Annotated in this window: 13 protein-coding genes and 1 pseudogene; 6 read left to right on the forward strand and 8 right to left on the reverse strand. The window is 55.6% G+C overall.

What is annotated here, in order from left to right:
- Positions 1–3: 3 nt before the first annotated feature.
- Positions 4–1,626 (reverse strand): TIGR04028 family ABC transporter substrate-binding protein, encoded by a 1,623-nt coding sequence (locus BWI76_RS13795; protein WP_004138080.1) that lies wholly within the window; start codon positions 1,624–1,626, stop codon positions 4–6.
- A gap of 242 nt (positions 1,627–1,868) precedes the next feature.
- Here BWI76_RS13795 and BWI76_RS28780 point away from each other — a divergent pair.
- Positions 1,869–1,967: pseudogene (locus tag BWI76_RS28780) on the forward strand (hypothetical protein); the annotation flags it as partial.
- Between the two features lie 42 nt (positions 1,968–2,009).
- Here the strand turns inward: BWI76_RS28780 and adhP are convergent.
- On the reverse strand, positions 2,010–3,020 hold the full coding sequence (adhP, locus tag BWI76_RS13800; RefSeq protein WP_004138079.1) for an alcohol dehydrogenase AdhP: 1,011 nt from the start codon (positions 3,018–3,020) through the stop codon (positions 2,010–2,012).
- A 255-nt stretch (positions 3,021–3,275) separates the two neighbouring features.
- Between adhP and BWI76_RS13805 the strand changes: the two genes are divergently transcribed.
- Both BWI76_RS13805 and BWI76_RS13810 read left to right on the forward strand, forming a co-directional pair.
- The gene (locus BWI76_RS13805; protein WP_004138078.1) at positions 3,276–3,875 is read left to right on the forward strand and encodes an inorganic diphosphatase; all 600 of its coding nucleotides are present in this window, start codon (positions 3,276–3,278) and stop codon (positions 3,873–3,875) included.
- Between the two features lie 200 nt (positions 3,876–4,075).
- Complete coding sequence (locus tag BWI76_RS13810; protein WP_004138077.1) at positions 4,076–5,032, forward strand: bifunctional helix-turn-helix transcriptional regulator/GNAT family N-acetyltransferase; 957 nt, start codon at positions 4,076–4,078, stop codon at positions 5,030–5,032.
- A gap of 37 nt (positions 5,033–5,069) precedes the next feature.
- On the opposite strand, the gene BWI76_RS13815 is transcribed toward BWI76_RS13810, so the two are convergent.
- The 6 genes from BWI76_RS13815 to BWI76_RS13840 all read right to left on the reverse strand — a co-directional run bounded on the left by BWI76_RS13815 (position 5,070) and on the right by BWI76_RS13840 (position 11,736).
- Positions 5,070–6,782 carry an ABC-F family ATP-binding cassette domain-containing protein gene (locus BWI76_RS13815; protein WP_064371755.1) on the reverse strand — a complete coding sequence of 571 codons (1,713 nt, stop codon included), beginning with the start codon at positions 6,780–6,782 and terminating at the stop codon, positions 5,070–5,072.
- Between the two features lie 322 nt (positions 6,783–7,104).
- Positions 7,105–7,785, reverse strand: coding sequence for a hypothetical protein (locus tag BWI76_RS13820; protein ID WP_004138073.1), 681 nt, complete (start codon positions 7,783–7,785; stop codon positions 7,105–7,107).
- The gene (locus BWI76_RS13825) at positions 7,778–8,473 is read right to left on the reverse strand and encodes a hypothetical protein (protein ID WP_004138072.1); all 696 of its coding nucleotides are present in this window, start codon (positions 8,471–8,473) and stop codon (positions 7,778–7,780) included. Before BWI76_RS13825 ends, BWI76_RS13820 begins: the two co-directional genes overlap by 8 nt.
- 152 nt (positions 8,474–8,625) lie before the next feature.
- Positions 8,626–10,323: an NAD-dependent malic enzyme gene (locus tag BWI76_RS13830; RefSeq protein ID WP_004138070.1), complete on the reverse strand. Its 1,698-nt coding sequence runs from the start codon at positions 10,321–10,323 to the stop codon at positions 8,626–8,628.
- Positions 10,324–10,507: 184 nt separating this feature from the next.
- Positions 10,508–10,648 (reverse strand): stationary-phase-induced ribosome-associated protein, encoded by a 141-nt coding sequence (sra, locus tag BWI76_RS13835; protein ID WP_004101955.1) that lies wholly within the window; start codon positions 10,646–10,648, stop codon positions 10,508–10,510.
- A gap of 236 nt (positions 10,649–10,884) precedes the next feature.
- Entirely contained in the window at positions 10,885–11,736 is an 852-nt protein-coding gene (locus tag BWI76_RS13840) for a Vmh family MBL fold metallo-hydrolase (RefSeq protein WP_064371756.1), read from the reverse strand.
- Between the two features lie 114 nt (positions 11,737–11,850).
- Here BWI76_RS13840 and BWI76_RS13845 point away from each other — a divergent pair, with 114 nt between their 5' ends.
- The 3 genes from BWI76_RS13845 (at position 11,851) to BWI76_RS13855 (ending at position 13,743) form a co-directional block, all read left to right on the forward strand.
- Positions 11,851–12,753, forward strand: a complete 903-nt coding sequence (locus BWI76_RS13845; RefSeq protein WP_004138067.1) for a LysR family transcriptional regulator — start codon at positions 11,851–11,853, stop codon at positions 12,751–12,753.
- Positions 12,753–13,232, forward strand: a complete 480-nt coding sequence (locus BWI76_RS13850) for a GNAT family N-acetyltransferase (protein WP_004138066.1) — start codon at positions 12,753–12,755, stop codon at positions 13,230–13,232. The genes BWI76_RS13845 and BWI76_RS13850 overlap by 1 nt, the downstream gene beginning before the upstream one ends.
- 79 nt (positions 13,233–13,311) lie before the next feature.
- The gene (locus tag BWI76_RS13855; protein WP_004138064.1) at positions 13,312–13,743 is read left to right on the forward strand and encodes an OsmC family protein; all 432 of its coding nucleotides are present in this window, start codon (positions 13,312–13,314) and stop codon (positions 13,741–13,743) included.
- The last annotated feature ends 63 nt before the right edge of the window (positions 13,744–13,806 follow it).

The following is a 13,806-nucleotide window of genomic DNA, read 5'->3' on the forward strand; positions in this document are numbered from 1 at the left end:
TCCTTAGTGCTTTTCCAGCCACGCGCCGTAGAACGACGGGCGGCCAACCGCTTCAAAACTAACGCCCTTAACCCACGGCGCGCCGGCAAAGACCTGCGGTTCTTCAAAAATCGGGATTACGTAGGCGTTATCCAGCAGATAGCGCTGGGCGTCGCCGGTCAGCTGGAGGCGTTTTTGCGGTTCGACTTCGGCTGAAATCGCGGTCAGCAGCGCGTTGAGCTTATCGTCGCGGAAGCTTTGCACTTTGTCGCTGGAGCCGCCTTTTTGCAGCAGCGCGTCGCGGTTAGTGGGGAAGAACATGCTCTTAACCACATCCGGGTCGGCGCGGCCCACTTCCGATACGGTGAGCGGCGTTTTTAACGGGTCGAGGCTATCCAGCGTACGGCTACCGGCATCACCGGCTTTGACCGCCAGCGCAACGCCGACCTGACGCCACTGCTGGGCGATAAGCTGGAGCACCTCTTTGTTTTGCGGCTGGGGCAGGGATTCATAGACGGTTAACGCCAGCCGCTGGCCATCTTTGACCCGTATACCGTCGGCGGCCGGTTTCCAGCCCGCCTCATCCAGCAGCTGTTTCGCTTTGGCCGGATCGAAAGCCAGCCTGTCGCTGAGGTTAACGTATCCGGCCGCGCTACTGGCGACGACGGAGGTGGCCTGCGGATAGTTGGCGGAGAACAGGGTTTCGACCACCTGTTTCGCGTCGGTGGCGTGCAGTAGCGCCTGGCGGACGCGCAGGTCGGCAACCAGCGGGTTATCGGGGCGGAAGCTGAGGCTGTCGTTGACGCCGCGCGTCGGAGCAGCATAGATTTTAAAGCCTGCATCGGTGGCCTGCTTTTCATCGTAGGCCTGCACCTGGCGGATAAAATCGGCCTGGCCCGCCAGCAGCGCGCCAATACGCACGCCATCCTCCGGGGTGACGATATAGGTTATGCCGTCGAGATTGGCCGGTCCCTGCTGGGCGAGGCTTTTTGGCCCCCATTGATAATCTTTACGCGCGACCAGCGTGAGTTCACGCCCCGGTTTTTCATCTTTAACCGTAAAAGGGCCGGAACCAATAATATGGCGGGCGTCGCCCAGCTCTTCAAAATTACGCGCCAGGGTGCTGAGGGAAACCAGCCCGGAGCCGATGGTCGCGGTGCCCTGCAGAAATCCCGGCGAGGGCTTTTTAAAGTAGAATTTTACCGTCAGCGGATCGATGACTTCGCTGCGATCGTAATTATTAATCACCTCGGAAACGGGCAGGCGGCGCGCTTTATTCCCAAGCCCGTAGGTATCAAAGTTTTTGGCAACCGCATTGGCGTCAAGCGGGGTTCCATCCGAGAAGGTGACGCCAGGGCGAATCTTAAAGATATATTCTGTTTTATCGGCGTTAACGCTCCAGCTTTCGGCAATCCAGGGTTCGACTTGTAGAGTTTCGGGATTTTGCCAGGTTAACTTATCGGTTATTTGATTCAGAATCCCGCCGTTGGGATAGAACCCGCCGGCCGGTGGATAAAGATTAGTATGCGGCTGCTGCTCCAGATAAATTAACGTGCCGCCTTTAACCGGCGCATCGGCGGCCCACGCGGAAAAGGCGCCGCTGAAAAAAAGTGCCGCCAGCGCGGGCAGGCGAAAACGGGTGTGCATGGTGAATTCCTTTGTTATCTATTGTTTGGCCATCATCGGGCGCGCGTTTTAACAAAGGAAGTGAGGATTTGCGCTAAGCATTTGCATAAAAAGCATTTATACCCGCCACATTTGATGCCGGGCCGGGGATATCTTTGTTGCCATTCAGGGTGACAGATTTCGTCCGTTAGCCGGTTCGATTTTTGGGGGCTGGTATTCGCATGTGTTTCAGCTAACTCTCAAGCTGGATAATTTAATGACGGAGAGATATTAGCACGCTGGGGACGATCGCTCTGATTCCGTTGGTACCGCTATTTCCGCTGGTGATGATGTACGGTTGCGCGAAGGGGCCGCGCGTGTAAAGGGGAAATAAACCTCTCCCGCTGCGGGGAGAGGTCCGACGATTAGCGGCGGAAATCAATGACCATACGGCCGCGAATCTGCCCCTGTTCCATCTCTTTAAAGATCGCGTTGATATCGCCCAGCGGGCGCAGGGTGACTTTTGGTACGACTTTACCTTCCGCGGCGAACTGGAAGGCTTCGGTCAGATCCTGACGGGTGCCGACCAGCGAACCGACCACTTCGATACCGTCGAGGACCAGACGCGGAATGTCCAGGCTCATTGCTTCCGGGGGCAAGCCTACCGCCACCACGCGTCCACCGGCGCGAACCGCGTCTACCGCTGAGTTGAACGCCGCTTTCGCGACGGCGGTGACCACTGCGGCATGCGCGCCGCCGGTTTTCTCGTGAATGATTTTGGCCGCGTCTTCGCTGCGTGAGTTGATGGTCAGGTCCGCGCCCATTTCCGCGGCCAGCTTCAGCTGTTCATCGTTAACGTCAAGGGCGATCACTTTGGCGTTAAACACGTTTTTGGCGTACTGCAGCGCCAGGTTGCCGAGGCCGCCGAGGCCATAGATGGCGATCCACTGGCCGGGTTTGATATGGGAGACTTTTACCGCTTTATAGGTCGTCACGCCCGCGCAGGTGATGCTGCTGGCTGCCGCTGAATCCAGCCCGTCAGGCACTTTGACCGCATAATCAGCCATGACGATGCACTCTTCCGCCATACCGCCATCGACGGTATAACCGGCATTTTTCACCGAGCGACACAGCGTTTCGTTGCCGCTGTTACAATATTCACAATGCCCGCAGCCTTCGAAGAACCACGCGACGCTGGCGCGATCGCCCGGTTTCAGAGAATGCACGCCGGGGCCGACCTGCTGTACGACGCCCACGCCTTCATGGCCCAGAATGACCCCGGTTTTATCGCCAAAATCGCCGTTCTTAACGTGCAGGTCGGTGTGGCATACGCCGCAGCAATCCATTTTTAATAGGGCTTCGCCATATTGCAGTGGACGAAGCGTTTTTTCCGTAACATTGACCTGATGATCTTGCGTGACGACAGCAGCTTTCATTCTGTTCTCCTTATTGAACATAAGCGTATTAACACAGTTTTGTTTTTTACGCATGTTAAGGTTTAGCTTAAATCATCACAAAATCAAGGGAATAATTGCTGTTCCTTGCTGGGGTGAGTTTTATGTGCCGTTTTTTTAATCAGATTTATTAATGAAATTCTCGTCACATTACCGTCATCGTTACGTCATGCACGCTTCATTTGCGGCCTCTATCGTTCTGTTTTTCAATTCTTATAACGAAAGAGCGACACGACAATGCATCTGGTGAAAATACTCCTTGCCACAGGCCTTCTGCTTTCCGCTACCGCTGAGGCGCAGAACGTGCTGGATTTCCCGCAGCCGAAAAACAATCCTGAAGAGTTTTATGCGGTGACCGAAATTCCCGCTGGCGGGATTATCAAATATGAAACCGACGCCAAAACCGGCTTTCTGATCGCCGATCGTTTTCAGTCAATGCCGGTGGCCTATCCGGCTAACTACGGCTCGCTGACCCAATCCCTGGCAGGGGATGGCGATCCGCTGGACGTGGTGTTTTACACCCGTGCGCCGATGGCGCCGGGAACGCTGATTAAGCTGCGCGCGATTGGCGTGCTGAAGATGATTGATGGCGGCGAGAAGGACGACAAAATCATTGCCGTTCCGGCCAGCAAAATCGACCCAACCTACGATGAGATCAACACGATCGGCGATCTGCCGAAAATTGAGCAGGAGCGTTTGCAGGCTTTCTTCCGCGTTTACAAACAGCTGCCGGAAGGGCGTAAAAAAGTGGAGCTGAACGGCTTTAATGATGCCGCCGCCGCGAAACAGGAAATTAAAGCGGCATGGGATGCCTGGAAAGCAAATAATGTGCAATAAGCGTAAAAACAGGCATCGCCCGGTGCCTGTCGCTTTTTCTTCGCCTTATTGTCCGCAGAACGAGGCAATACGCTACGAAAGCGCCGATGACCCCCGATTTGATGCTAACGCGGGCGGATGACCGGAAAGTCCAGGGCATTGACACGTATGTCCTGAAGATGGTTGTATTATGCAACCATTTGCGACCAGGCTGACTGACCATGACCTCATCCCCGCTTATTGATGAAATTCGCACCGCATCGCGCCTGATGGTGCGGGAGCTTGGCTTTATGAGCGCGACGCTGGCCGCCACGGACTATTCACCTTCCGCCGTGCACACCTTACTGGAAATATCGCTGCGCGGGGCGATGACCGCCGCGCAGCTGGTGCAGATTCTGGGGCTCGAAAAATCGAGCGTTAGCCGAATGCTCGCCCGCCTGGTTACCGCCGGCGAGCTCCAGGAAATACCCTCCGCCGGCGACGGGCGTTTTAAGCAGCTTGCGTTAACGGCCAAAGGCGCGGCGACGGTGGCAAAAGTTAACGCCTATGGCGCAATGCGGGTGGTCAACGCGCTGGCGCACCTGAGCGACGAGCAGAAACAAGGTGTTGCTCAGGGCCTCACCGACTGGGCCTGGGCGCTGGAAAAATGTCGCGACGTTGAGGCGACCGCCGCGAAACAGGCGATTGCTATCGTTACCGGCTATCGTCCGGGAATGATTGGCCGCATTGCGCAGATGCACGGCGAGTACTATGCGAAGCACTACGGATTTGGTCACTTTTTCGAGAGCAAAGTGGCCTGCGGGCTGGCGGAGTTTTCCGGTCGTCTTGATAAACCGCGCAATCAGGTTTGGCTTGCCGTGCAGGGCGAGCAGATTGTCGGGTCGGTGGCGATTGACGGCGAAGATCTCGGTAACAATCAAGCGCATCTGCGCTGGTTTATTCTCGACGATAGCTGTCGGGGAAGCGGTATTGGCCGCCGTCTGCTGAATGAAGCGTTGGCTTTTTGCGATAGCCAGGGTTTTGCTGCGGTGCAGCTGTGGACCTTCAGCGGGCTGAACGCCGCCCGCAGGCTATATGAATCCTTCGGCTTCACGCTGCATAAAGAGTGGCAGGGGGATCAGTGGGGGCGGATGATGACCGAGCAGCAGTTTAGCCGGCAGCAGGCCCGCGCTGAATAATCTCCCGGCGCGAATCGCCGCGCCGGGAGAACAGCATTTAGCTTAATTTCGTATTGATCGTCGTCATCTCCTTACGCCACTGCGCCTGCAGCTGCGGTTTTTGATGTTTTGGCTTGCGCGCCAGATCGTCGGCCAGCAGCTGCTCAAGCATGATTAACCGCTCCAGCAGCGCATCATGATCGTCCTCTGCTTCGCGGCTGTTCACCGTTGTTTCCTCGATGAGCGGACGGCGAACGGCGGCGCGTAAAACGTCATACACCTCGTCGGCGCTTTGCCATTCGCTCAGCCCGCGCTCGTCGATAAGCCAGAAGCGATTGCAGCTGTGGTTGATGAGCTCGCGATCGTGGCTGACCAGCAGCAGGCCGCCGGGGTAGTCGTTCAGCGTCGCCGCCAGCGCCGTTTTGCCATCCATATCTAAATGGTTGGTGGGCTCATCCAGCAGCAGCAGGCTATAGCGGGCCAGTGACAGGCCGACGAACAGCAGGCGCGAACGCTCGCCGCCGCTTAAGGTGGCGACCTTTTGCCCGTGACGCGCCCAGATAAATCCGGCGGAGATCAGCGCGCGCCGGCGCGTTTCCGCCGCTGGTTCAAAGGGCTCCAGCGCGTCGAGAAGGGTGTCGCCATCCGCCAGCTGATGCAGGGTCTGGTCGTAGTAACCGGGCTTCAGCCGCGGATGCAAACGCAGACCGGGATCCGTCGTTTCCTGCTGCATTTGCCGCCACAGCAGACGCAGCAGCGAAGACTTGCCGCAGCCGTTACGCCCCATCACCGCCACCCGATCGCCGCTTTTCAGGCGCGCCAGGCCCGCGGTGAACAGGGCCGGCAGACCCGGCGCGGGCGGAACGGGGAGCTGTTCCATCTCCAGCAGTCGGTCAGCCCGCAGCATGTCGCCGCGCAGCGCCAGCCGCCAGGGCGTTCCATCGGTGAGCTCGGTTTGGCTCTCCTTCAGGCGCTGAACCTGCTTTTCCATCTGCTTGGCTTTGCGCGAGAGATCTTCGTTATCATACGTCCGGCCCCAGATGGCCAGCCGTTTAGCGCTGGCGGCGACCCGGTCGATCTCCTTTTGCTCCGCTTTATGGCGCAGCGCGTCGCTGGCGTCCTGGGCTTCCAGCGCCTGACGGGCGGCGCTGCAGGGCAGGGAGAAGGCGTGCAGGGTTCTGTCGCGCAGGATCCAACTGGCATTAGTTACAGCATCCAATAGGATATTATCATGCGACACCAGAACGAAGCTCCCCTGCCAGGTCTGCAAGAAGCTTTCCAGCCACAGGAGGGTCGGCAGGTCGAGGTGGTTTCCCGGCTCATCCAGCAGCAGGAGATCCGGTTGCTGGATCAGCGCTCTGGCAAGCAGCAGTCGGGTGTGCTGACCGCCGCTAAGCGTCGACGCCCGCTGCAGGACCTCATCTGGCGTAAAACCCATCTCCGCCAGCAGCCTTTCCGCTTGCCAGCGCTGGCTCTCACGCTCAAGGACGGGAAGTTTCGCCAATACCGCCTGCAGCAGAGGCTGCGCTAACAGCGTATCGGGTAGATGCTGTTCCACTCGCGCCATCAGACAGTGATTGGCCAACGCCACGCTACCCGAATTGGGCACGATCGTGCCGTCCAGCACCTGTAGCAGAGTACTTTTTCCGCAGCCGTTGTAGCCAATCAGGCCAATACGGTCGCCTTTTTTCAGGGTAAAGGAGAGGTTTGTGAACAGCGGGCCAAACGCCGTATCAACATGAAGAGATTGTGCAGTTAGTAATGTGCTCATTGGGAACTTACTCAAGAGTTACAGGCATGTGAATGCCTCGTCAAACATCGCTGACGATAACCCGGTAAGCCCGAGGGAAGGGAGTTAGTCTTTGGTTTCTTCGCTCAAGCTGAAGTTATCGCAGCACGATACCGATAACGCTTGAGCTGGTGCGATCGCCAAATGCACGTGAAAAAAACATTTCACAGTACGACATGGGATCCTCCTTTTCTATTCAGTTAGTTGATGGGTGCTGGCAGTGTAGAGGGAGAAGAGCGTTTTGGCTAGCCTTAAAGCAAGCGGGGCTGTAGCCAGTCACAGCCCTGTTCTGGTGATGCCAGCGCTATATCGGAAACCAGCGAGCACTGGAAAGCGTGTATTCCGATAGTGAACGAATATCTTTAATCTGAGTACAGTGCGCGTCCATGATGTTGGGATAATCATCCGGAAACCAGGTTTTATTTATTACCAGGGTGAAAAATATCGTTTCTCTTTCAGTTTCACAAACATAAGCATTCTTTATATTCTCTGGCTCGCGATAGCCTCTTGGGTCTTTGTATTCAAGAAATGTCTTGTATTCGGATTTAGTGCTGATGTAATTATCAGCGGACATTTTTTGCCAGCGAATTTTTTCGTAATAAAGACTATGCGCTCCATAGCGGTAAGTTGTCGTTTCCCCACCGGGAATAACTTCCGGTTTGAGAAAGAAAAAAGCAATGGACAATAAAAAGAAAATTAATGGTATAACGCCATGCGTTACTGCCATTAACTTTCGTTTGTTAACAACAAGCAACCAGAGTAAGGGCGGAGCAAAAGAGAATATCAGAGCAAAGAATATTTTTGCTGGAGTGTATAGCTCATGCGTTGTCACGTCTCCGGTTGCCGCTTTGAAATAATCTACTGTTTTATTAAAATGCCAGCGCTCTCCATTGAACGCGCTGAGAACACTAATGAAAATGATTATGGAAAATATCGCCAGCCATATTCTTAAAATAGGGTTGAGTATAACTTTTTTATTATTCATTTTTCATGTTCCATTTTGCAACGAGCAGCGTTTCTTCAGAGACCATATGGATGTCTGTGATTTTGCGACATTGAGCCTCCAGCACGCGGGCGTCGCCATCAGGAAACCAGCTCTCATAGATTGACAGGGTGAAAAACATTGAATAACGCTGAGTTTCGCAGGACCATGCGCTTTTAATATTATTCCTTTCCATGTACCCATCAGGATCTTTAGCCTGGAGATAGGTTTCATATTTCGACTGATGATTTAAATAGTGGCCTGGTTTTTCTTTCCGCCATGATATAGAGGTATGATAAATATTGTGACGACTGTATTGATAGCCTGCATCGCGGCCTGGTGTGATTTCAGGGTGTAGAAAAATGAATATCACCGCGAGAATAAATAGTAATAAAGGGAATATTGAGCTCTGGAGGATGCGACTGTGGATTGTACGGATAAGTAATAACCATACCAGCGGTACAATGAAGGCATACAGTAACGCGAAGAAAAATTTACTTGGTGAATAGATGATCAGACCAACGATATCTCCGGCTTTAGCATTTATGGAATCATAATAGGGCGTTACCCTCCACATATCACCGCTGAGGAGACACAGGCCGGTGATGATGGCGGTAATACTTAATAGAACCAAAACTATTCTGATCGTTCTGGCCGTTTTTTTCTTTTCGTCGGGGTTTGATTTTATCACCTAACATTCCTTTGTCTTGTCCAGGGGGATATATTGTGTATCCTGTATAAGGTGATAAATATTATCTTTATCATCGGTATAAAACAACAGAGGCTGAAGTGATTGGTGCGGTGTATATAACCGGGCCAAACACTTGGCCCGGTTATTATTAATTAAATTGAAGTGCGACGATAACTGCGATATTCCGGCTGCCAGAAGTTATCGGCAATCGCCTGCAGCAGCGCTTCAGCTGAGGTTTTCACCGCCACGCCTTGTTCCTGCGCCACCTTACCGACCGCGAAGGCAATCGCCCGCGAGACGGTCTGGATATCCTTCAGCTCAGGCAGGACCGGGCCTTCACCGTTATTCACCAGCGGCGAGTGTTTCGCCAGGGTTTCGCTGGCGGCCATCAGCATCTCATCGGTCACGCGCGACGCGCCCGAAGCGATCACGCCGAGGCCAATTCCCGGGAAGATATAGGAGTTATTGCACTGGGCGATAACGTACTGTTTGCCTTTGAGCGTGACCGGGGCGAACGGGCTGCCGGTAGCAACCAGCGCCGCGCCGTCGGTCCAGCTGAGGATATTTTGCGGCGTGGCTTCCACCCGGGAGGTCGGGTTGGACAGCGGCATGACGATTGGCCGCGGGCAGTGCTTATGCATCTCGCGGATAATCTCTTCGGTGAACAGACCCGGCTGGCCGGAAACGCCGATCAGGATGTCCGGTTTGACGTTGCGTACCACGTCAAGCAGCGACAGCACATCATTCGTGGTGTCCCACGCTTGCAGATGCTCACGCTTTTGCACCAGTTTGCTCTGGAACGGCAGCAGGTTCGGCATGGCGTCGGTCAGCAGGCCGAAACGGTCAACCATAAACACGCGCTTGCGGGCTTCCTCTTCGCTTAACCCTTCGCGCTGGATCTGGGCGACGATCTGCTCGGCGATACCGCAGCCCGCGGAGCCGGCGCCGAGGAAGACAATTTTCTGCTCGCTCAGCTGGCTGCCCGCGCCGCGGCTGGCGGCGATCAGCGTACCGACGGTGACCGAAGCGGTGCCCTGGATATCATCGTTAAAAGAGCATACCTCGTGGCGATAGCGGTTGAGCAGCGGCATGGCGTTTTTCTGCGCGAAGTCTTCGAACTGCAGCAGCACGTCCGGCCAGCGGGCTTTAATCGCCTGGATAACATCGTCGACAAACTGATAGTACTCGTCGTCGGTAATACGCGGGTGACGCCAGCCCATATACAGCGGATCGTCCAGCAGCTGCTGGTTGTTGGTACCGACGTCCAGCACTACCGGCAGCGTGTAGGCCGGGCTGATACCGCCGCAGGTGGTATACAGCGACAGTTTACCGATCGGAATGCCCATCCCGCCGATACCCTGGTCACCGAGGCCGAGAATACGTTCGCCGTCGGTCATCACGATCACCTTGACGTTGTGGTTCGGCACGTTTTGCAGAATATCGTCGAGGTTATTGCGGTTCTGATAAGAGATAAACACGCCGCGGGCGCGACGATAGATCTCAGAAAAGCGTTCACAGGCGGCGCCGACGGTCGGGGTATAGATAACCGGCATCATCTCTTCGAGATGGTTGCCGACCAGACGGTAGAACAGCGTTTCGTTAGTATCCTGGATGTTGCGCAGATAAATGTGTTTGTCGATCTCGGTTTTAAATCCCTGGTACTGGATCCACGCGCGTTCGGCCTGCTCTTCAATGGTTTCGACCACTTCCGGCAGCAGACCCAGCAGGTTGAAGCTGCTGCGCTCTTCCATGCTGAAGGCGCTACCTTTGTTGAGCAGCGGAAATTCAAGCAGCACGGGGCCGGCGTAAGGGATGTAAAGAGAGCGGTTTTTCTTATGGGTGAATTGCATCGCACTAACTCCTTGATAATCGCTTCAGCCCGGGCGCGGCGACAGGCGGGGGGCTGGCAGAGAATGGCAGCGTGCAGAGTATAAGGCAGATGGCATCAAAGGAGAGTAAACAAGAGGACGATAGCGTTAAAAAAACACCATCCTGTGGAAAGGACGGTGTTTTTATCATCATTCAGCTGAAAAGTTAGCCACCGCGGCGTTTGCGGCCGGTGGCGCGAACATGGTTAACCGTGGTTTCCGCATCGCCCTCCAGCAGCACTTTTTTCTGCTGAGAAAGCTTGTAGTTCAGACCGAGAAGATGACGTGCCTGTTGGTTCGATTTCATTCTTACTCCTTTATCCTGTGTCGGTTTCAAGGACAAGCCCGACGGGTGTCGGACGAAATTTAACCCTTAAGTACGCCGCTTATTTTTAGCGCGGCGATAATCAGCGTGGCCCATTTTGCCGGGATTAGCAACGTTGCGGCGGCAGATTAAGAACAGTCTCTTCAGCGGACCGCGGTTTGTCGGCCGGATAAGGCCTCAGCCGCCATCCGGCCGACATTCCCGTGCGATAGCCGGAATTACCACTTCATTTCGCCGGTATTCACTTTGGCGCTTAGATCCAGCGAACTCTCTTCCGCCAGTCCCGGCCAGCGCTGTTTCATCGCCTTGATCACGCCGGCGGAATCTTTGTGCGCGTTGAGCGCCTGCTCGAATTGGGTCAGATAGTCGCGAGTAAAGGTAATTGCGCGGTCGCCTGCGGGCGGCGTACCCAGGTAATGGCCGGGGATCACCTGCTGCGGATGCAGCGCGGCCATCTCATCGAGCGTATTGATCCACTGCTGGCGGCTTTCGACGCTCTGGGTGTCCGCGGTCCAGACGTGCATCCCCCACGCCACGCCTGTGCCGCCAAGAATGACTTTATTCGCCGGGATCCACACATAGGCGGCGTAATTTTGCGGCTGGCGGATCTCCACTTTTTCGCCGTCGATGGAGAAGGTATTGGTCGTCAGCGCTTGCGGGACGTAAACCTGCTTTGGCGCGCCGTCCTTCATCTGCGGGCCCCAGTAGGCCAGTTTGGCCTCCTTGGTGGCGTTAATATGTTTAACCACTTCCGCGGTCGCCACCACTTTGGCGTCCGGGAAGGCCTTCACCAGCGGCTCGAGGCCGAAGTAGAAATCCGGATCGCCGGAAGTGATCACGATGCGGGTCAGTTTTTTACCGCTTTTCTGAATCATTTCAACCAGCTTCTCGCCATCTTTAACGCTGAACTGGGCATCGAACAGCACCGCTTCATGCGGGCCGGAGGCGAGGGTGGAGTTCACTGCGAAAATGGCGTTTTCCTGCGGGTTGTAGGTTTGCAGCGTTAAAGGGGCGGCCAGAACGGAAGTACTGAACAGCGCGGTCGCGATAGCCAGGGCAGATAATTTCATATTCATTTTCTCTTGGTCAGGTGAATGAGCGCTATTTTACGGATTTCCTGATTTGCGAAAATTCCTGAAAAAAGAGATGCTGAGTTTCATAAAACGTGCAGATGGAAATCAGTTATGGATCGGGTAATCGCCGCGCAGGTGTATATGCGCATTTGTGAACTGGGGAGTTTAAGCGCCGCCGCGCGCGCGCTGGGGATGTCGCGCCCGATGGTCAGCCGCTATCTGGAGCAGATGGAGCAGTGGGCCGGTACTCGACTGGTCCACCGTTCCACCCGCAAACTGACCTTAACGGCCGCCGGTGAAAAGGTGCTGCAAAAAACGCGCACCCTGACGCAGCTTTCGGATGAGATCGCCGGGCAAAGCGAGCGCGCGATCCCCAGCGGGACCCTGCGCGTCGCCTGCGCGCACTTCACCGCCATGCAGCTTATTTCTCCGCTGTTACCCGATTTTCTCGCCCGCTATCCGCAGCTGCGCCTGGAGCTGGATATTAATAATCACCCGGTGAGCCTGATTAGCGAGCGTATCGACGTGGCGATACGGATCACCGATAACCCGGAACCGGGGGCTATCGCCCGCCGCCTTGGCGTATGCCGTTCGGTGCTCTGCGCTTCGCCGCGCTGGCTGCAGCAGAACGGCCCTCTGCAATCGCCAGAAGATCTCGCCCGCCACAACTGTCTGCACTACAGCCATTTTGCCAGCCAGACGTGGCAGTTTAGCGACCCCGACGGCGAAAGCGTGGCGGTGGCGGTTTCCGGCAACCTTAGCGCCGGGATCTCTTCGCTGCTAATGGAGGCGGCGGTCGCCGGCTGCGGCATCGCGATGCTGCCGGAGCTGGAGGCGCAGCGGGCGCTTAACGGCGGGGCGCTGAAACAGGTGTTGCCGGCCTGGCGGCCAAAACCGTTAAGCGTGTATGGGATTTACCTCTCCAGGGACTACCAGCCGAGCGCGCTGCCGCTGTTTCTTGGCGAGATTCAGCAGCTACTGGCGCAAACTCACGATATAAAAGGAAACCTTTGATGATAGTGCTTCGCCCCATGCGTAATGAAGAGTATCCCGCTTATCTCGACTATTTTATCCCCGACTACGCGGCGGAAATCTCGGCCAATTATGCGCTTTCGCCGGCGGCCGCTTTAGCCCAGGCGCAGCGCGAAATCGCCGCGGATCTGCCTGACGGCGTCAATACCTGCGGCCAGGTTTTATGCTGCTTATTCGATGACAGCGACGGAGCAGAAAAGCGGGTCGGCTATCTCTGGTACAAGCCGGATGAAGAAATGCGCTCCGCCTTTATCTGCGATTTTTATATTTATCCGGCATTGCAGGGGCAAGGGTTGGGTAAACAAGCAATGGCGGCTTTTGAGCATGCGCTGAAAAGCCAGGGCATCAGCCAAGTTAAGCTGCGCGTCGCCGGGGATAACCCGCGCGCCCGCCATCTCTACGACGCCGCGGGTTTCCGCGTGACCGGCGTTAATATGAGTAAAAATATCCCGACGGATTGATCTGAAAAACGCCGCGCGCCGCCCAAATGCGTAAGGGGGTTCTATACTTAACCCTTTAATGTCAAAAAGGAGCGATATTATGGCAATCCATAAGAAAGGTCAGGCGCATTGGGAAGGGGATCTGAAAAGCGGTAAAGGAACCGTCTCTACCGAGAGCGGCGCGCTGAACCAGCAGCCTTATGGTTTTAACACCCGTTTCGAAGGCGTGAAGGGGACCAACCCGGAAGAGCTGATCGGGGCCGCACATGCCGCCTGTTTCTCCATGGCGCTATCGCTGATGCTGAGCGAAGAGGGCTACACCGCCACCTCCATTGATACCGTGGCGGTGGTGACGCTGGATAAATCCGGCGGCGGCTTTGCCATCACCCAAATCGCGCTGCAGAGCAAAATCGTGCTGCCAGGCATCGAAGCCGATGCGTTTGACGGGATCATTCAAAAGGCCAAAGCCGGTTGCCCGGTGTCGCAGGTCCTGAACGCGGAGATAAGCCTCGACTACCAGCTTAATCCTTAATCTCACTGGCGCCCGCCGTCGGCGGGCGCTCCTGCCTTGAAAGCCATCGTTGGCAAATGCCCC

The organism is Klebsiella sp. M5al, assembly GCF_002090195.1.
Lineage (GTDB): Bacteria > Pseudomonadota > Gammaproteobacteria > Enterobacterales > Enterobacteriaceae > Klebsiella > Klebsiella grimontii.

Bases quoted from the DNA above. Each gene is read 5' to 3' on its own strand.
- BWI76_RS13795 (WP_004138080.1), bottom strand. From the start codon at position 1,626: ATGCACACCCGTTTTCGCCTGCCCGCGCTGGCGGCACTTTTTTTCAGC.
- adhP (WP_004138079.1), bottom strand. From the start codon at position 3,020: ATGAAAGCTGCTGTCGTCACGCAAGATCATCAGGTCAATGTTACGGAA.
- BWI76_RS13805 (WP_004138078.1), top strand. From the start codon at position 3,276: ATGCATCTGGTGAAAATACTCCTTGCCACAGGCCTTCTGCTTTCCGCT.
- BWI76_RS13810 (WP_004138077.1), top strand. From the start codon at position 4,076: ATGACCTCATCCCCGCTTATTGATGAAATTCGCACCGCATCGCGCCTG.
- BWI76_RS13815 (WP_064371755.1), bottom strand. From the start codon at position 6,782: ATGAGCACATTACTAACTGCACAATCTCTTCATGTTGATACGGCGTTT.
- BWI76_RS13820 (WP_004138073.1), bottom strand. From the start codon at position 7,785: ATGAATAATAAAAAAGTTATACTCAACCCTATTTTAAGAATATGGCTG.
- BWI76_RS13830 (WP_004138070.1), bottom strand. From the start codon at position 10,323: ATGCAATTCACCCATAAGAAAAACCGCTCTCTTTACATCCCTTACGCC.
- sra (WP_004101955.1), bottom strand. From the start codon at position 10,648: ATGAAATCGAACCAACAGGCACGTCATCTTCTCGGTCTGAACTACAAG.
- BWI76_RS13840 (WP_064371756.1), bottom strand. From the start codon at position 11,736: ATGAAATTATCTGCCCTGGCTATCGCGACCGCGCTGTTCAGTACTTCC.
- BWI76_RS13845 (WP_004138067.1), top strand. From the start codon at position 11,851: ATGGATCGGGTAATCGCCGCGCAGGTGTATATGCGCATTTGTGAACTG.
- BWI76_RS13850 (WP_004138066.1), top strand. From the start codon at position 12,753: ATGATAGTGCTTCGCCCCATGCGTAATGAAGAGTATCCCGCTTATCTC.
- BWI76_RS13855 (WP_004138064.1), top strand. From the start codon at position 13,312: ATGGCAATCCATAAGAAAGGTCAGGCGCATTGGGAAGGGGATCTGAAA.